This is a genomic window from Variovorax sp. MHTC-1, assembly GCF_003984645.1.
GTDB lineage: Bacteria > Pseudomonadota > Gammaproteobacteria > Burkholderiales > Burkholderiaceae_C > Variovorax.
This window is the reverse complement of record NZ_RWKI01000001.1, coordinates 356,465-374,927: the sequence shown is the minus strand read 5'-3', so window position 1 is coordinate 374,927 and position 18,463 is coordinate 356,465. Positions and strand designations below refer to the sequence as shown.

14 protein-coding genes are annotated in these 18,463 nt (G+C 66.2%); 10 read left to right on the top strand and 4 right to left on the bottom strand.

Translation table 11 applies throughout. From position 1 onward, the window contains the following. Positions 1-29: 29 nt before the first annotated feature. Positions 30-959, bottom strand: a complete 930-nt coding sequence (locus EJI01_RS01745; RefSeq protein WP_126835389.1) for an SPFH domain-containing protein — start codon at positions 957-959, stop codon at positions 30-32. Positions 960-991: 32 nt separating this feature from the next. Continuing rightward, positions 992-1,417, bottom strand: coding sequence for an NfeD family protein (locus EJI01_RS01740; protein WP_126835388.1), 426 nt, complete (start codon positions 1,415-1,417; stop codon positions 992-994). Positions 1,418-1,527: 110 nt separating this feature from the next. Between EJI01_RS01740 and EJI01_RS01735 the strand changes: the two genes are divergently transcribed. Next, positions 1,528-3,825, top strand: coding sequence for an arginine/lysine/ornithine decarboxylase (locus EJI01_RS01735; RefSeq protein WP_126835387.1), 2,298 nt, complete (start codon positions 1,528-1,530; stop codon positions 3,823-3,825). A gap of 7 nt (positions 3,826-3,832) precedes the next feature. Here the strand turns inward: EJI01_RS01735 and EJI01_RS01730 are convergent, their stop codons facing one another. Both EJI01_RS01730 and fabI read right to left on the bottom strand, forming a co-directional pair. Further along, positions 3,833-4,750, bottom strand: coding sequence for a DNA ligase (locus EJI01_RS01730; protein ID WP_126835386.1), 918 nt, complete (start codon positions 4,748-4,750; stop codon positions 3,833-3,835). Between the two features lie 83 nt (positions 4,751-4,833). Beyond that, entirely contained in the window at positions 4,834-5,628 is a 795-nt protein-coding gene (gene fabI / locus EJI01_RS01725) for an enoyl-ACP reductase FabI (protein WP_126835385.1), read from the bottom strand. A 37-nt stretch (positions 5,629-5,665) separates the two neighbouring features. Between fabI and EJI01_RS01720 the strand changes: the two genes are divergently transcribed. The 9 genes from EJI01_RS01720 to rbfA all read left to right on the top strand — a co-directional run bounded on the left by EJI01_RS01720 (position 5,666) and on the right by rbfA (position 18,447). Further along, positions 5,666-7,462 carry an extracellular solute-binding protein gene (locus EJI01_RS01720; protein WP_126835384.1) on the top strand — a complete coding sequence of 599 codons (1,797 nt, stop codon included), beginning with the start codon at positions 5,666-5,668 and terminating at the stop codon, positions 7,460-7,462. Positions 7,463-7,470: 8 nt separating this feature from the next. Beyond that, positions 7,471-8,505 carry a microcin C ABC transporter permease YejB gene (locus tag EJI01_RS01715; protein ID WP_126835383.1) on the top strand — a complete coding sequence of 345 codons (1,035 nt, stop codon included), beginning with the start codon at positions 7,471-7,473 and terminating at the stop codon, positions 8,503-8,505. A 251-nt stretch (positions 8,506-8,756) separates the two neighbouring features. Then, on the top strand, positions 8,757-9,803 hold the full coding sequence (locus EJI01_RS01710) for an ABC transporter permease (RefSeq protein ID WP_126835382.1): 1,047 nt from the start codon (positions 8,757-8,759) through the stop codon (positions 9,801-9,803). Next, positions 9,800-11,503: an ABC transporter ATP-binding protein gene (locus tag EJI01_RS01705; RefSeq protein ID WP_126835381.1), complete on the top strand. Its 1,704-nt coding sequence runs from the start codon at positions 9,800-9,802 to the stop codon at positions 11,501-11,503. The genes EJI01_RS01710 and EJI01_RS01705 overlap by 4 nt, the downstream gene beginning before the upstream one ends. 20 nt (positions 11,504-11,523) lie before the next feature. After that, positions 11,524-12,729: a YbfB/YjiJ family MFS transporter gene (locus EJI01_RS01700; protein ID WP_126835380.1), complete on the top strand. Its 1,206-nt coding sequence runs from the start codon at positions 11,524-11,526 to the stop codon at positions 12,727-12,729. A 160-nt stretch (positions 12,730-12,889) separates the two neighbouring features. After that, positions 12,890-13,516 carry a ribosome maturation factor RimP gene (gene rimP / locus EJI01_RS01695; protein ID WP_126835379.1) on the top strand — a complete coding sequence of 209 codons (627 nt, stop codon included), beginning with the start codon at positions 12,890-12,892 and terminating at the stop codon, positions 13,514-13,516. A gap of 17 nt (positions 13,517-13,533) precedes the next feature. Beyond that, a complete protein-coding gene (gene nusA / locus EJI01_RS01690) occupies positions 13,534-15,018 on the top strand; it encodes a transcription termination factor NusA (protein WP_126835378.1) in 1,485 nt (494 codons plus the stop codon). A gap of 24 nt (positions 15,019-15,042) precedes the next feature. Next, on the top strand, positions 15,043-17,958 hold the full coding sequence (gene infB / locus EJI01_RS01685) for a translation initiation factor IF-2 (protein ID WP_126835377.1): 2,916 nt from the start codon (positions 15,043-15,045) through the stop codon (positions 17,956-17,958). Between the two features lie 117 nt (positions 17,959-18,075). After that, positions 18,076-18,447 carry a 30S ribosome-binding factor RbfA gene (gene rbfA / locus EJI01_RS01680; protein ID WP_126835376.1) on the top strand — a complete coding sequence of 124 codons (372 nt, stop codon included), beginning with the start codon at positions 18,076-18,078 and terminating at the stop codon, positions 18,445-18,447. Positions 18,448-18,463 lie beyond the last annotated feature (16 nt).

Below are 18,463 nucleotides of genomic sequence, written 5' to 3'. Positions count from 1 at the left end.
CGCCGCCTCGCGTGAACGGGATGTCGATTTCAGGCTGCGCTCGATGTCTTTCCGGCCTGCACCATGCGCATCGCCGAGGCGATGAGCGCGGCGGTCTCGGTCATGTTGCTCGGCACGATCAGCGTGGTCGTGGCGTCGGCCGCGACCTTGCCGTAGGCATCGACCGCGCGCTCGGCGACCTTGAGCTGCACGGCCTGTTCGCCGCCCGGCTGCCGGATCGCGGCCGCCACGCGCTCGATGGCGCCGGCGGTCGCCTCGGCCACCGCGGTGATGGCTGCCGCCTCGCCCTGCGCGTTGTTGATCTGCGCCTGCTTCTCGCCCTCGGAGCGCGCGATGAAGGCTTCGCGCTCGCCGGTGGCGATGTTGATCTGCTCCTGGCGGCGGCCTTCGGAGGCCGCGATCAGCGCCCGCTTTTCGCGCTCGGCCGTGATCTGGCGCTGCATGGCCTGGAGGATTTCCTTCGGCGGCGTCAGATCCTTGATCTCGTAGCGCAGCACCTTCACGCCCCAGTTCAGCGCGGCTTCGTCGATGGCGGCCACCACCTGGGCGTTGATGATGTCGCGCTCCTCGAAGGTCTTGTCGAGCTCGAGCTTGCCGATCACGCTGCGCAGCGAGGTCTGCGCGAGCTGGGTGACGGCCACGATGTAGTTGGACGATCCGTAGCTCGCGCGCATCGGATCGGTCACCTGGAAGTACAGGATGCCGTCGACCTGCAGCTGCGTGTTGTCTCGCGTGATGCAGATCTGGCTCGGCACGTCGAGCGGGATTTCCTTCAGGCTGTGCTTGTAGGCCACCTTGTCGATGAAGGGAATCAGGAAATTGGGTCCGGGTGTCATCGTGTTGTGGTACTTGCCCAGGCGTTCGCGTACCCAGGCGTTCTGCTGCGGCACGAACTTGATCGACTGGCTGATAACGATGATCGCGATGACCAGGATGACGACGGGAATTGCGAGATCCATGAATGCTTCCTTTTGGGGGTTCTTGTTGCTTGTCAGATCTTGTCGACGACCAGGCGGCTGCCGACCACCTCGGCCACGCGGTGCTCGCCGATCGAGGGCGTGATGCCGGCTCGGGGCACCACGGTCCATTGCGCGCCGCGGTAGCGCACGATGGCGGTGCCGTCGGGATTCCAGGCGTCGACGTAGACGCTCTCGCCGATATCCAGGTTGACGTCGCGGTTGGCGCCGGTCGACGGCGCGGGCGGCCGCCGACGGCGGATGATGTGCCAGGTGAGCACGGCGCCCACCCCGACCACCGCCGCGACCACCAACTGGGTGGTCAGGCTGGCGCCCGCATGGGCCGCAATTGCCGCCGCGGCGAAGCCCGCGCTCAGCAGCAGAAGGTAGACCGTGCCGGAGAGCAGCTCCAGCACGATGGCCCCTCCCGCAATCAACCACCAGACGGTGGAACTCGCCATGACGACTCCTCTCTTTATTGAAGGCACGACATTCTGAGTCAAAAGCCGACCAGTTCCTTCATCTGAATTCCGTACACTTCGCGCCTATTTGCCAGTCCGGAGCCGCGCTCATGAAATTCCGCTTTCCCATCGTCATCATCGACGAGGACTTCCGCTCCGAGAACAGCTCGGGGCTCAGCATCCGCGCCCTGGCGCAGGCTTTCGAGAAAGAAGGCTTCGAAGTGCTGGGCGTCACGAGTTACGGCGACCTGAGCCAGTTCGCCCAGCAGCAAAGCCGCGCCAGCGCCTTCATCCTGTCGATCGACGACGAGGAGTTCACCGTCGGCCCCGACCTCGACCCGGCGGTGCTGAACCTGCGCAACTTCATCGGCGAAGTACGGCGCAAGAACGCCGACGTGCCGATCTACATCTACGGCGAGACCAAGACCTCGCGCCACATCCCGAATGACATTCTGCGCGAGCTGCACGGCTTCATCCATATGTTCGAGGACACGCCGGAGTTCGTGGCGCGCCACATCATCCGCGAAGCCAAGAGCTACCTCGAAGGCGTGCAACCGCCGTTTTTCAAGGCGCTGATCGACTACGCGGAAGACGGCTCGTATTCCTGGCATTGCCCGGGCCACTCGGGCGGCGTGGCCTTCCTGAAGAGCCCGGTGGGGCAGATGTTCCACCAGTTCTTCGGCGAGAACATGCTGCGCGCCGACGTCTGCAATGCGGTCGAGGAGCTCGGCCAGCTGCTGGATCACACCGGCCCCGTGGCGGCCAGCGAGCGCAATGCGGCCCGCATCTTCAATGCCGATCACTGCTTCTTCGTGACCAACGGCACCAGCACCAGCAACAAGATGGTGTGGCACCACACGGTGGCGCCCGACGACGTGGTGGTGGTCGACCGCAACTGCCACAAGTCGATCCTGCACGCGATCATCATGACGGGTGCCATTCCCGTCTTCATGAAGCCGACGCGCAACCACTTCGGCATCATCGGCCCGATTCCGAAGAGCGAGTTCGAGCCGGCGGCCATCAAGGCCAAGATCCGCGCCAATCCGCTGCTCTCGCACGTGGATGCCGACCGGGTCAAGCCGCGCGTGATGACGCTCACGCAATCGACCTACGACGGCGTGATCTACAACACCGAAACCATCAAGGGCATGCTCGACGGCTACGTCGACACGCTGCATTTCGACGAGGCCTGGCTGCCGCACGCGGCCTTCCACCCTTTCTACGGCGCCTACCACGCCATGGGCAAGCGGCGCGTGCGTCCCAAGGAGTCGCTGGTGTTCGCGACGCAGTCGACCCACAAGCTCCTGGCCGGCATCAGCCAGGCCAGCCACGTGCTGGTGCAGGACTCGCAGAATCGCGCGCTCGACCGCGACCTCTTCAATGAGGCCTACCTGATGCACTCGTCGACCAGTCCGCAATACGCGATCATCGCCAGCTGCGACGTTGCCGCCGCGATGATGGAGCCGCCCGGCGGCACCGCGCTGGTGGAGGAGAGCATTCTCGAGGCGCTGGATTTCCGCCGCGCGATGCGCAAGGTCGAAGCCGAGTTCGGCGAGGACGAATGGTGGTTCAAGGTCTGGGGGCCCGAGAAGCTGGTCGAAGAGGGCATCGGCCGCGCGAGCGACTGGATCATGGAAGGCGAATCGCGCACCGGCGCGAACGGCAAGAACGGCTCGCGCAACTGGCACGGCTTCGGCAAGCTGGCCGACGGTTTCAACATGCTCGATCCGATCAAGTCGACCATCGTGACGCCGGGCCTGGACCTGCAGGGCAAGTTCGCCGAGACCGGCATTCCCGCCAGCATCGTCACCAAGTTCCTGGCCGAGCACGGCGTGATCGTAGAGAAGACGGGGCTCTACAGCTTCTTCATCATGTTCACCATCGGCATCACCAAGGGCCGCTGGAACACGCTGCTCACTGCGCTGCAGCAGTTCAAGGACGACTACGCGCGCAACCAGCCGATGTGGCGCATCCTGCCCGAGTTCTGCCAGCAACACCCGGGCTACGAACGACTCGGCCTGCGCGACCTGTGCCAGCACGTCCACCAGCTCTATGCGCGCTACGACGTCGCGCGGCTGACGACCGAGATGTACCTGAGCGACCTGACGCCCGCGATGAAGCCGAGCGATGCCTACGCGCACATCGCGCACCGCAAGACCGAGCGCGTGGAGATCGACGAGCTCGAAGGCCGCATTACCACCAGCCTGATCACGCCGTACCCGCCGGGCATTCCGCTCTTGATCCCGGGCGAGGTCTTCAACAAGAAGATCGTCGACTACCTCAAGTTCGCGCGGCAATTCAACACCGAATGCCCGGGCTTCGAGACCGACATCCACGGCCTGGTGGCGCGCATCGACGAGAACGGCAAGAAGCGCTACTACGCGGACTGCGTCCGCAACGGCGACTGAGCCTCGGTCAGGACGAGGATGCGAGGTCTTGCCGCACGCGCAGAAAGCGCGCGAACCTTGGCACGCCGCCGGGGTTCGTGCCGTTGTAGCGGTAGTTCACCCAGCTCCCGACGGCCGGTGGTTCTTTGCGCTGGGCATCGCTGAAGCCGCTGCCGAGCTTGAAGCGCTTGCCTTCCGGCGTCTCGACCAGCAGCGCGCCCATCCGGCCCGCATGCTTGCCGCGGCCGGGAACATGCGCGAGCACCCGCGCATCCGCATCGTCATAGGGTTTGACCTTCAGCAGGTCGGCGTTGCGTTCGGCACGGTAGAGCGAAGCGCCCCGGTGCAGCATCAAGCCCTCGCCGCCCATGTGCACCGTCTTGTCCAGCAGCGCCTGGAGCGACTCATGCGTTGTTGCGCGCTGCTGCGGGACCGGCACCAGCCAGGGCGCATCAGCGATCGGCAGCAGCTTTCGCAAGACGGCGAGACGGGCCGTGAAGTCGCCGGGTTGCGTGGGCAGATCGAAGACCATGAAGCGCAGCTCGCGCCATGCCGCATCGTTCGGCGTCTGGCTGCGCACCGTGGACACCGCCTGCGCAAAGCGGCCGCGGCCGGCCCACAGCTCCCCGTCCATTGGTACGGCGGGCAGCGACGCAATGAACCAGGCCGGCGCGATGATGCGCTCGCCGCCGCGCGTCCAGAGCTGCTTGCCGTCCCAATAGCCGCGCACGCCGTCGTATTTCTCGCTGACCCAGTGGTCGTCGAGCGGCATGCCGCGGCGGTACACCTCGGCGAGCATCAGCGGCGGTGCCGCTGTGTCGCGCGCCAAGACCCCGGACGGGGCCAACAAGGTGCATGTGGCGGCCACGGCGCCGAGCAGGAGCGCTCGGCGCGACAGCTCGGCACGCGCCTGCAAGGCGCGGCCTGGATGAATGTGAAAACTCATGATCGACTCCCCGGCATGTTTTATTGACAAGCCGGGGGATTATGAGAGGTGCTGCCGGCGGCCTGCGCCGGTTCGGACCAGGCTCAGCCCTCGGCCGGCTCGGCGATGCCGCCGACGACATGGCTGAAGCCGCCGTCGACATAGGTGATCTCGGCCGTCACGCCGCTGGCGAGGTCGCTCATCAGGAAGGCCGCCACGTTGCCCACTTCCTCGATGGTCACATTGCGGCGGATCGGCGACACCTCGGCCACCACCGAGAGGATCTTGCCGAAGCCCTTGATGCCGCTGGCCGCCAGCGTCTTGATCGGGCCGGCGCTGATGCCGTTGACGCGCATGCCCTTAGGGCCCAGCGACTCCGCGAGGTAGCGCACGGAGGCCTCGAGCGAGGCCTTGGCCAGTCCCATGGTGTTGTAGTTGGGTAGCACGCGCAATGCACCCAGGTAGGTCAGCGTGAGCAGCGCCGACTTGTCGTTGAGATAGGGCAGGGCAGCCTTGGCCATGGCCGGAAAGCTGTAGGCGCTGATGTCGTGCGCGACCTTGAAGCCCTCGCGCGAGAGGCCGTCGAGGAAGTCGCCGGCGATCGCCTCGCGCGGCGCGAAGCCGATGCTGTGGACGAAGCCGTCGAACTTGGGCCAGGTCTGCGAGAGATCGGCGAAGAGCTTGGCGATCTGGGCATCGTCGCCCACGTCGCAATCGAAGACGAGTTTCGAATCGAAGTCGGCCGCAAACTCGGTGATGCGATCCTTGAAGCGTTCGCCGACATAGCTGAACGCGAGTTCGGCGCCCTGTTGGCGGCAGGCGCGGGCGATGCCGTAGGCGATGGAGCGGTTGCTCAGTACGCCCGTGATCAGGAATTTTTTGCCGGAAAGAAAGCCCATATAGCGACCTCGTGAAAATCTTGTGCAGAATTCTCGCATGCGAGCTTGGCTGCTTCTGGTGTTGGCGCTCTCGGCAGCCCCCTCGTGGGCGGCCCATGCGTACGCGCAGTTCGGCGACATCAAGTACCAGCCGGGTTTCACGCATTTCAGCTATGTGAACCCGAATGCTCCCAAGGGCGGCGAGATCCGCATGGTGCCGCCGACGCGGCCCACCAACTTCGACAAGTTCAATCCATTCACGCTCAAGGGCACGGCGCCGTACGCCATAGGCGCGCTGATGTTCGAAAGCCTCCTGACCGGAAACTCGGAGGAGCCGACAACGGCCTATGGCCTCCTGGCCGAAGACGTCGAGGTGGCCACCGACAAGCGCTCGGCCACCTTCCGCATTCATCCGAAAGCACGCTTCAACGATGGCTCGCCCGTGCTCGCGGCCGACGTGGTGCACTCCTTCACCACGCTCACCGGGCCACTGGCTGCACCCCAGTTCCGCACCATCTACGCCGAGGTGAAGCGCGCCACGGCAATGGGCGAGCGCACGGTGCGCTTCGAGTTTGCGAGCGCCAATCCCGAACTGCCGCTGGTCGTGGGCGGCATGGCGGTGTTCAGCCGCGCCTGGGGCTCCGGCAAGCCCTTCGACCAGATCACCACCGAGGTGCCCATCGGCTCGGGCCCGTACAAGATCTCCAACCCGCGCATGGGCCGCGACATCACCTACACGCGCGACCCGAACTACTGGGGTGCAGAGCTTCCAGTGCGCAAGGGCCTGTTCAACTTCGACCGCATCACCTTCAAGATCTACCTGGACGATACCTCGCGCTTCGAAGGGCTCAAGGCGGGCGAGTTCGACTTCATGCGCGAATTCACTTCGCGCAACTGGGCACGCCAGTACACGGGCAAGCAGTTCACGTCGGGCGAGATCAAGAAGCGCGCCTTCGAGAACCAGAATCCGGGCGACTTCCAGGGCTACGTGTTCAACCTGCGCAATCCGAAGTTCAAGGACATACGGGTGCGGCAGGCCATCGGACTTGCCTTCGATTTCGAGTGGCTCAACAAGCAGCTCTTCTACGGCTTGTACAAGCGCGTGCAGGGTTACTACCCGAACAGCGAGTTCCATGCCGAGGGCTCGCCCAAGCCTGACGAGCTGGCGCTGCTCGAGCCGTTGCGCGGCAAGTTGCGCCCCGAAGTCTTCGGCCCGGCCGCGATCCCGCCGAGCACGGCGCCTCCAGGCAGCCTGCGCGAGAACCTGCGCAAGGCGAGGACGCTGCTCGCCGCTGCGGGCTGGACCTACCGCGACGGCGCCCTGCGCAACGAAAAGAACGAGGTTTTCACGATCGAGTTCCTGAACGACCAGCCTTCGCTGATCCGTGTCGTCACGCCCTTCCAGACCGCCTTGCTGAAGCTCGGCATCCAGATGAGCTTTCGAACGGTCGATTTCTCGCTCGCGCAGCAGCGCATGGACAACTTCGACTTCGAAATGACTTCGCTGCGCTTGCCCGGCACCACGGCGCCGGGCGGCGAGCTGCTGGAGTTCTTCGGCTCCAAGGCGGCGGCAACCCATGGCTCCTCGAACATCTGGGGCATCGCCGATCCCGCGGTCGACGCGTTGTTGCAGAAGGTGGTCGGCGCAACCACCCGGCCCGAGCTGCGCGCCGCCATGCGTGCGCTCGACCGCGTGCTTTCGCACGGCTACTACTCGGTGCCGCAGTACTACGGCGACGCCTTCCTGATCGGCTATAGGCCCCAGCCTTTCGTGCTGCCGGATGTGATCCCGCCCTACTACCAGGCCGATGCCTGGGCCATGAGCACCTGGTGGGCATCGCCTTCCAATAAGTAAAAGAAGCGATGGCCAGCTACATCCTCAAACGCCTGCTGCTGATGGTTCCCACGCTCTTCGGCGTGCTGCTCTTGACCTTCGCCACCGTGCAGTTCGTGCCGGGCGGCCCGGTCGAACAGATGGTGGCGCAGCTGCAGGGCCGCGACTCGGGCGGCGAACGCGCAGCGAGTTCCGGCGCCGGCTACCGCGGCCGGCAGGGGCTGGACGAAAAGCGCATCGAGGAGATCAAGAAGCTCTACGGCTTCGACAAGCCGCCGGCCGAACGCTTCTGGCTGATGCTCAAGTCCTTCGCGCGCTTCGACCTGGGCACCAGCTTCTATCAGCACAAGGACGTCTGGGAATTGGTAAAGGAAAAGCTGCCGGTCTCGATCAGCCTGGGCTTGTGGACCTTCTTCATCAGCTACCTCATCGCCGTGCCGCTCGGAGTGGCGAAAGCGGTGCGGGCCGGCTCGCGATTCGATTTCATCACCACCCTGATCGTGCTGATCGGCTACGCCATCCCGGGCTTCGTGCTCGGCGTCGCGCTGCTGGTGGTCTTCGGCGGGCAGTTGCAGTGGTTTCCGCTGCGCGGCCTGACCTCGCCCAACTGGGACAGCCTGAGCTGGGGCGCCAAGGTGGTCGACTACCTGTGGCACATCGCGCTGCCCGTGACGGCGATGGTGCTCGGCAGCTTCGCCGTGACCGCGATGCTGACCAAGAACTCCTTCCTCGAAGAGATCCGCAAGCAGTACGTGCTGACCGCGCGCGCCAAGGGCCTGGCCGAGCGCCAGGTGCTGTGGAAGCACGTGTTCCGCAATGCCCTGATCCCGATCATCACCGGCTTCCCGGCCGCCTTCATCGGCGCCTTCTTCACCGGCTCGCTGCTAATCGAGACGCTGTTCTCGCTCGACGGGCTCGGCCTCCTGAGCTACGAGAGCGTGATCCGGCGCGACTACCCAGTGGTGCTGGGGACGCTCTACCTGTTCACGCTGATCGGGCTGATCACCAAGCTGATATCCGACCTCTGCTACGTGCTGGTGGATCCGAGGGTGAAGTTTGACTAGGGTCTGTTGACATATGAATCACCCCCGCGTGGGGCCCCAGAGAGGGCCCAATCTAGGCGCCAAGCGGAACTGGGTTGCACACCCAGTGAGCATTGGCAACGACGAGTGGGCCCTCTGTGGGGCCCCACCCGAAGGGCCGGGGCGGCAAGGGGCGCATGGCGTCGTTGCGGTCCTTGCCCGGGGGATCACCCCGGGCTGCGGCCCGCGCCTAGCCCTGCACCCCTTGCCGCCCCGGCGCGGGGGTGATTCATATGCCAACAGACCCTAGCCCCGTGACCGTCTCGCCCGCCCGCCGGGCCTGGATGCGCTTCAAGCGCAACAAGCTCGGCTTCTGGAGCCTGGTGCTTTTCAGCATCCTGGTGGTGCTGAGCCTGTTTGCCGAACTGCTTTCGACCGACAAGCCGCTGGTGGTGCGCTACGAAGGGCAGACCTACTTTCCGGTGCTGCGCGACTACTCCGAAAAAACCTTCGGCGGGGACTTCGAGACGCCGGCCGACTACCTCGACCCCTTCATCCGCGAGCGCATCACGCAAGGCGGCAATTGGGCGATCTACGCGCCCAATCCCTATGGCCCCAAGACGCTCAACTACTTCGCGACATCGCCGAACCCGGCCGCGCCTTCCAGCGAGAACTTCTTCGGCAGCGACGATCGCGGCCGCGACCTGCTGGCCCAGCTGATCTACGGCTTCCGCGTAAGCGTGCTGTTCGCGCTGGCGCTGACCGTCATCGGCGTGGTGCTGGGCATCGTCACGGGCGCGATCCAGGGCTTCTTCGGGGGCAAGACCGATCTCGCGTTCCAGCGCTTCATCGAGATCTGGGGCTCGATGCCGGAGCTGTATCTGCTGATCATCTTCAGCGCTGTATTCGCGCCCAGCGTCGCGCTACTGCTGATCCTCCTGAGCCTGTTCGGCTGGATGGGCCTGTCGGACTACGTGCGCGCCGAGTTCCTGCGCAACCGCCAGATGGACTACGTGCGCGCCGCGCGCGCGCTCGGCGTCGGCAATCTGCAGATCATGTGGCGCCACATCCTGCCCAACAGCATGGTACCGGTGGTGACCTTCCTGCCGTTTCGCATGAGCGCTGCCATCCTGGCGCTCACCTCGCTCGATTTCCTGGGCCTCGGCGTGCCGCCGGGAACGCCCTCGCTCGGCGAGCTGCTGAGCCAGGGCAAGGCCAACATCGACGCCTGGTGGATCTCGCTCTCCACCTTCGGCGTGCTCGTGCTCACGCTGATGCTGCTGACCTTCATGGGCGACGCGCTGCGCGATGCGCTCGATCCGCGGAAGGCGGAGAAATGACAGCCCCCACGCTCGGCACTCACGTGTCTTCGCTGCCCCCCGAGGGGGCTCGCCCGCCTTGGGGCGGCCCGGCGGCGGGCGGCACTCCACTTCTGGATGTCCGCGGCTTGCGCGTCGCCTTCGGCGCCAAGGAGGTCGTGCACGGCATCGACTTCAGCATCGCCGAAGGCGAAAAACTGGCGCTGGTCGGCGAATCGGGTTCGGGCAAGACCGTCACGGCGCTCAGCCTGCTGCGGCTGGTGCAGAACGCCGATATCTCTGGCGCCGCAAGCTTTGCCGGCGGGGAGGGCCGAGATGCAGCGCGTGACCTGCTGTCGCTGCCGGAAGCGCGGCTGCGCGGCATCCGCGGCAAGGAGATCGCGATGATCTTCCAGGAGCCGATGACGGCACTCAACGCGCTCTACACCGTGGGTGACCAGATCGCCGAGGTGCTCGAGCTGCACGAAGGCCTGCCGGCGCGCGCGGCGCAGGAAGCCGCCGTGCAGCTGCTGGCCGACACCGGCATCCCGGAACCGGCACGCCGGGCGAGAGCGTTCCCGCATCAGCTCTCGGGCGGCCAGCGCCAGCGCGCCATGATCGCGATGGCGCTGGCCTGCAAGCCGCGCCTGCTCCTGGCCGACGAGCCGACCACCGCGCTCGACGTCACGGTGCGCGCCCAGATTCTCGAACTGCTGGCCGAACTGCAGCGCAAGCACCACATGGCTGTGCTCTTGATCACGCACGACCTCAATCTGGTGCGCCGCTTCGCCGACCGCGTGGCGGTGATGGAAGACGGCCACATCGTCGAGCAGGGCGCCGTGGCGACCGTGTTCGGCGCGCCGCAGCATGCCTATACCCGCAAGCTGATCGACAGCCGGCCGGCGCGCGACGTGCCGCCCGTTCCCGCAGAGGCGAAGGCCGCACCACCGGTGCTCGAAGCCGAGGCGCTGCGCGTCAGCTATCCGGTCTCGCGGCCCGGGGTGGCCGGCTGGTTTCGCAAGGGCGAGTTCGTGGCTGTGCAGGGCGCCGACTTCCGCATTGCGCAGGGGGAGACGCTGGGCGTCGTCGGCGAATCGGGCTCCGGCAAGTCGACCCTCGCGCTCGCCGCCCTCGGCCTGCTCAAGTACGGCGGCAGCCTCGGTGTTGCCGGCCAGCGCTGGAGTGCCGGCGGCGCGAGCGACCGGGCGCTGCGCCGCCAGATGCAGGTCGTGTTCCAGGATCCGTTTTCGTCGCTCTCGCCGCGCATGACGGTCGAGCAGATCGTCGGCGAAGGCCTGACGGTGCACGCCCCGGAGCTCGACACCGCGGCCCGGCGCGGGCGCGCGCTGGCTGCGCTGGCCGACGTGGGCCTGAGCGAGGCGCAGTTCCCCTCGCTGCTCGAGCGCTACCCGCACGAGTTCTCGGGCGGGCAGCGCCAGCGCCTGGCGATCGCGCGGGCGCTGATCGTCGACCCGAAGCTGCTGGTGCTCGACGAGCCCACCAGTGCACTCGATGTCACGATTCAGAAGCAGGTGCTGGGCCTGCTGCAACGCTTGCAGCGCGAGCGCGGCCTGAGCTACCTGCTGATCACGCACGATGTCGAGGTGATTCGCGCGATGGCGCACCAGGTCATCGTGATGAAGGACGGTGCGATCCTCGAATCGGGCGGCGTCGACCGCGTGCTCGATGCGCCGGAACATCCCTACACGCAGAAGCTGGTGGCTGCGGCGCTGGCAGATTAGAGAAAGCTGGAGACCACGAAATGTCGGTGATCGGAAGCGACCGGCGCGGCGCTTGGCGCGCAGCGCTCGCCTGTATGGTGAGCCTGGCGGTGGCGATGGGCCTGGGCCGCTTCGCCTTCACGCCGATGCTGCCGATTATGCTGCACGAGGGCAAGCTGGATCTGCAGGCGGGTGGGATGCTGGCCTCGCTCAACTACCTCGGCTACTTCGTCGGCGCGCTGTCCTGCGCGGCGATCCGGCTCAAGCCCGCCACCATGGTGCGCGGAGCGCTTGTCGCCACCGCGGCGCTGCTGCTCGGCATGGGACTGTGGGACAGCTTCAGCTTCTGGGGCGTACTGCGCACGGCGGCCGGGGTCATGAGCGCCTGGGCCTTCGTCTTCGCCTCCGGCTGGGGCCTGCGGCGACTGGCGGAAACGGGCGCCCCGACGCTGCAGGGCGTGATCTACGCCGGGCCGGGTGTCGGCATTGCCATCACCGGCCTTGTCGGCGGCGCAGTCGGCCGCTGGGGCTCGGAGGCGGGCTGGATCGGCTTCGGCCTGCTGTCGCTGGTCGCGATCGCCGCGATCTGGCGCGTCTTCGATGATGGCGCAACGGCCCACGCCGCGGCGCCGGCCGCCGACGCCGCGGCACCCGGAGAGGCCGAATCCGCCGCAGCGCGCAGCGACGCGCGCTGGCTGGTCGGGCTCTACGGCCTGGCGGGCTTCGGTTACATCATCACGGCCACCTTCCTGCCGGTGATCGCGCGCCAGGCCTTGCCAGGCTCGCCCTGGCCCGACTTTTTCTGGCCGTTGTTCGGCCTGGCAATCGTTCCGGGCGCCCTGATCGGCGCGCGGGCGCCGGTCCACTGGGACAACCGGCTGCTGCTGGCGATCGCCTACGCGCTGCAGGCCATGGGCGTCGTCCTTTCCGTGGCCTGGCCCACCGTCATCGGCTTCACGCTGGGCAGCTTGCTGCTGGGCATGCCTTTCACCACCATCACCCTGTTCGCGATGCGGGATGCGCGCCGGCTGCGTGGCAACGCCGCGGCCGGGCTGATCGGCTACGCGACCGCTTCCTATGGCGTCGGCCAGATCCTCGGGCCGCTGTTTGCGGCGCCGCTGGCCCAGCGCACCGGCTCGTTCACGGTGCCGCTTTTGGCGGCGGCGGCGGTACTGGCGTTCGGCGCCCTGCTTTTTGCGTGGGTCTGGCGGCGGTCGCGCCGGCCGGAAGGCGCTTTGGCCACCTAGAAACCGACGTTCTTACACGTGTTTGGCATATAATTCGAGGCTCACGACCAAACGGGCGGGTACTCACCGCCCGTTTTTTATTGGTCGAAGCATTTCTCGATGCCGCAGGCGGGCGGCGATGGCGGGCATCGGGAGCACACCAGAAGGCGCATACAGACACGTGGCATTGCAGCAGACAGTGGAACAAACCGTGGCCGGACTCGGCTACGACCTGGTCGAGATCGAACGCTCGGCCGGAGGACTGCTGCGCGTGACGATTGATTTGCCCTGGAGTGGCCCCATTTCTGGAGCTGCAGCTGCGGCCGGTGCGCCCGAGCCCTTCGTCACCGTCGAGGACTGCGAGAAGGTCACCCGCCAGCTGCAGTTCGCGCTCGAGGTGGATGGCGTCGACTACAAGCGGCTCGAGGTGTCCTCGCCGGGTATTGACCGACCGCTGCGCAATGAGCAGGATTTCGAACGTTTCGCCGGCGAGGTGATCGACATCACGCTGAAGGCGCCCATGGGCGCGGCGGCGGCCGGCCAGGTGGCGGCCAACCGCAAGAAATTTCGCGGCACGCTGGAGCGGGTCGCACGGGCCGACGGCGCGCAGGGGTGGCAGATCGTCTGGAGCCAGGAGCCAGAAGGACGACCCGAGCCGAAGCCCGGTCAGAAGATCAGCAAGAAGCGCGCGCCCGCCCCCCTGCAGGCGCTGGGTTTTGCATTGGACGAGCTGCGCGAGGCGCGGCTTGCCCCGATAGTGGATTTCAAGGGGCGCAGGCCCAAACCCGACACGACGTTGTCGGACTGAACAAGGAGAGTGGTGGCATGAATCGCGAAATGTTGATGTTGGTGGATGCGATCTCGCGCGAGAAGAACGTCGAACGCGACGTGGTCTTCGGCGCGGTCGAGTCCGCCCTGGCGCAAGCCACCAAGAAGCTCTATCCGGGCGATGTGGACATCCGCGTCGCGGTCGATCGCGACAGCGGCGACTACGAGACCTTCCGCCGCTGGCACGTCGTTCCGGACGAGGCCGGCCTGCAGCTGCCCGACCAGGAAATCCTGCTGTTCGAAGCCAAGGAAGAAATGCCCGACATCGAGCTCGACGAGTACATCGAGGAATCGGTGGAGTCGGTGCCGATCGGCCGCATCGGCGCGATGGCGGCCAAGCAGGTGATCCTGCAGAAGATCCGCGACGCCGAGCGCGAGATGCTGCTCAACGACTTCATGTCGCGCGGCGAGAAGATCTTCACCGGCACCGTCAAGCGCCTGGACAAGGGCGACATCATCGTCGAGGCCGGCCGCGTCGAAGGGCGGCTGCGCCGCAGCGAGATGATCGCCAAGGAAAACCTGCGCAACGGCGACCGCGTGCGGGCCATGATCATGGAGGTCGACCTCACGCTGCGTGGGGCGCCGATCATCCTGTCGCGCGCGGCGCCCGAGTTCATGATCGAGCTGTTCCGCCAGGAAGTGCCCGAGATCGAGCAGGGGCTGCTCGAGATCAAGAGTTGCGCCCGCGACCCCGGTTCGCGCGCCAAGATCGCCGTGCTTTCGCACGACAAGCGCGTCGACCCCATCGGCACCTGTGTCGGCGTGCGCGGCACGCGCGTCAACGCGGTCACCAACGAACTTGCCGGCGAACGCGTCGACATCGTGCTGTGGAGCGAAGACCCGGCCCAGTTCGTGATCGGTGCGCTCGCGCCGGCCAACGTGTCGTCGATCGTGGTCGACGAGGAAAAGCATGCGATGGACGTGGTGGTCGACGAGGAAAACCTCGCGATCGCGATCGGCCGCGGCGGCCAGAACGTGAGGCTTGCCTCCGACCTGACCGGCTGGAAGATCAACATCATGGATGCCAACGAGTCGGCCCAGAAGCAGGCGACCGAGACGGATGCCAGCCGCAAGCTCTTCATGGAGAAGCTCGACGTCGACGAGGAAATCGCCGACATCCTGATCTCCGAAGGCTTCACCAGCCTGGAAGAAGTGGCCTACGTGCCGATTTCCGAGCTGCTCGAGATCGAGAGCTTCGACGAGGACACGATCAACGAGCTGCGCTCGCGCGCCAAGGATGCGCTCCTGACGATGGAAATCGCCCGGGAAGAGAACGTCGAGAGCGTTTCGCAGAATCTGCGCGACCTCGAAGGACTCGATCCGGAACTCATTCCGAAACTGGCCGAGGCGGGTGTGCACACCCGCGACGACCTGGCCGACCTTGCGGTCGATGAACTCACCGAAATCACCGGCCAGAGCGCCGATGACGCCAAGCACCTCATCTTGAAAGCCCGCGAACACTGGTTCGCTGGCCAAGAGTGACGGTCATGGAGGCACGAAACCAATATGTCCAGTACCACTGTCGCCGAGTTCGCGAACGAGCTCAAGAAGACTCCCGAAATCCTGCTTGACCAGCTCAAGAGCGCAGGAGTGGCCAAGGCCGCCCCGACCGATGCGCTCACCGAGGCCGACAAGCAGCGCCTGCTCGGCTTCCTGAAGGCCAGCCACGGCACGGTCGAGCCTGAGCGCAAGAAGATCACGCTGACCAAGAAGTCGACCAGCGAGATCAAGCAGGCCGACGCCACCGGCCGCGCGCGCACGATCCAGGTCGAGGTGCGCAAGAAGCGCACCTTCATCCAGCGCGATGAAGGGCACCCGGCCACGCCCGAGGCAGTGCAGCAGCCGGCGGAGGCGCCGGCCGCGGCCGCGCCCGCTGCGCCGCGCATCGACGAAGCCGAACTCGCACGGCGCGAGGAAGAAGCGCGCCGCCAGGCCGAGCTGATCCGCCGCCAGGAAGAAGAACTGGTCGAGAAGCGTCGCCTGCGCGAGGAAACCGAAGCGCGCGAACGCGAAAAGATCGAGCGCGCCGAACAGGCCGAGCAGGAGGCCAAGGCCGCCCGCAGCAAGAAGGCCGCGGAGAAGCCCGCCACGGTGACCGAAGGTGCGCCCGAAGCGCCCGAGGAAGCACCGGCGGCGAGCGACCGCAAGGCCGCTGCCGAGGCTGCCGCCGCCCAGGTCAAGGAAGACGCCAAGGCCAAGGCGGCCGCCGAATCGAAGGCCCGTGCCGACGAGGAGGCCGTGCGCGCCAAGGACCTCGACGAGCGCCGTCGCAAGGCCCTGGCCGAGGCGGAAGCCATTCGCGCCATGATGAATGCGCCGGCGCGCGTGCTGGTGCCGCACAAGGCGCCCGAGAAGCCTGCGCCTGAAGCCAAGGCCGCGGTCAAGGGAACGCTGCACAAGCCGGCCACGCCCGCCGCCCGCACGGCGGCGCCGGCTGCGCCCGGAACGACGGCACCAGGAGCCGCCGGCGCCGGCAAGGAAGTCAAGTCGGCCAAACTCTCGTCGAGCTGGGCCGGCGACACCGCCAAGAAGAAGGAAATCAAGACCCGCGGCGATGCCAGCGGCGGTGTCGGCCGCGGCAACTGGCGCGGGGGCCCGCGCGGGCGCCGCGGCAACGACCGCGGAGGCCAGGAAGAACGCGTGCAGGCCGCGCCGGTGGAGGCGCGCGTGCTCGAAGTGCACGTGCCCGAAACCATCACGGTCTCGGAGCTCGCTCACAAGATGGCCGTCAAGGCGTCGGAAGTCATCAAGCAACTGATGAAGCTCGGCCAGATGGCGACCATCAACCAGTCGCTGGACCAGGACACCGCGATGATCATCGTGGAAGACATGGGCCACACGGCGGTGGTGGCGGCGCTGGACGATCCGGAAGCCTTCACCGACGAGGACGTGTCGGCGCAGCTGGCGGAAGCCCTGCCGCGCGCGCCGGTCGTGACCGTCATGGGCCACGTCGACCACGGCAAGACCTCGCTGCTCGACTACATCCGCCGCGCCAAGGTCGCCGCGGGCGAAGCGGGCGGCATCACGCAGCACATCGGCGCCTACCACGTCGAAACGGCGCGCGGCATGGTGTCCTTCCTCGATACCCCGGGCCACGAGGCCTTCACGGCCATGCGTGCCCGCGGTGCGCAGGCGACCGACATCGTGATCCTGGTGGTCGCCGCGGACGACGGCGTCATGCCGCAGACCAAGGAAGCCATCAAGCACGCGAAGGCGGCGGGCGTTCCGATCGTGGTTGCGATCAACAAGATCGACAAGCCCGACGCCAACCTCGATCGCGTCAAGCAGGAGCTGGTGGCCGAGGAAGTGGTGCCCGAAGAGTACGGCGGCGACACGCCGTTCGTGCCGGTTTCCGCGAAGACCGGCCAGGGCGTCGACGACCTGCTCGAGCAGGTGCTGCTGCAGGCCGAAATCCTGGAACTCAAGGCGCCGGTGGATGCCGCCGCCAAGGGCCTGGTGATCGAAGCCCAACTCGACAAGGGCCGGGGTCCGGTGGCGACCGTGCTGGTGCAGTCCGGCACGCTCAAGACCGGCGACGTGGTGCTGGCCGGCTCGACCTACGGCCGCGTGCGCGCCATGCTCGACGAGGACGGCAAGACCATCAAGACGGCCGGCCCCTCGATCCCGGTCGAGATCCAGGGCCTGACCGAAGTGCCGCAGGCCGGCGACGAGTTCATGGTGATGAGCGACGAGCGCCGTGCGCGCGAGATCGCGACCTACCGTGCAGGAAAGTTCCGCAACACCAAGCTGGCCAAGCAGCAGGCGGCCAAGTTCGAGAACATGTTCTCGGACCTGAGCGCCGGCGAAGTCAAGATGGTGCCGATCATCATCAAGGCCGACGTGCAGGGTTCGCAGGAAGCGCTCGCGCAGTCCCTGCTCAAGCTCTCGAACGAAGAGGTCAAGGTGCAGGTCGTGTACGCCGCGGTGGGCGGGATCAGCGAGTCGGACATCAACCTCGCTATCGCCTCCAAGGCCATGGTCATCGGCTTCAACGTGCGCGCCGACGCCGGTGCGCGCAAGCTGGCCGAAGGCAACAACGTCGGCATCAGCTACTACAGCATCATCTATGACGCTGTGGACGAGCTGAAGACGGCGATGGCCGGCATGCTGGCACCCGAGCGGCGCGAAGAAGTCATCGGCTCGGCCGAGATCCGCACCGTGTTCGTGGCCTCCAAGATCGGTACGGTCGCAGGCTGTATGGTCACCGCGGGTTCGGTCAACCGCAGCGCGCATTTCCGCCTGCTGCGCGACAACGTGGTCGTCTACACGGGCGAGATCGACTCGATCAAGCGCCTCAAGGACGACGTGCGCGAAGTGCGCGAAGGCTTCGAGTGCGGTATCAAGCTCAAGAACTACAACGACATCAAGGAAGGTGATCAACTGGAGTTCTTCGAGATCAAAGAGATTGCGCGTACGTTGTGAGGCGCGCCGCGATATCGAGCTCATTGCCGCGTTGCAGCCGTCTTGCCGTACCAAGGTACTGTCTGCGACGGCGCGCCTTGCACTGAGCCCGATCTCGCGACGCTAGTGATTGATCAAATGCCCAAGAGAAAAGCAGCAACTCCAAACCGCGCCTTCAAGGTCGCAGATCAGATCCAGCGCGATCTGACGGAGCTGATCGCGCGCGAGTTGAAGGACCCGCGGGTGGGCATGGTCACGATCCAGGCGGTCGAGGTCACGCCCGACTACGCGCACGCCAAGGTCTTCTTCAGCCTGCTCATGGGCGATCCGGTGGAAACCACCGACGCGCTGAACCAGGCCGCGGGCTTCCTGCGCAACGGGCTCTTCAAGCGCCTGCACATCCACACCGTGCCCACGCTGCATTTCCAGTTCGACCGCACCACCGAGCGCGCGGCCGACATGAATGCCCTGATTGCACAGGCCGTCGCTTCACGTTCCAAAGACGACTGATGTGGCCCCCACGCTT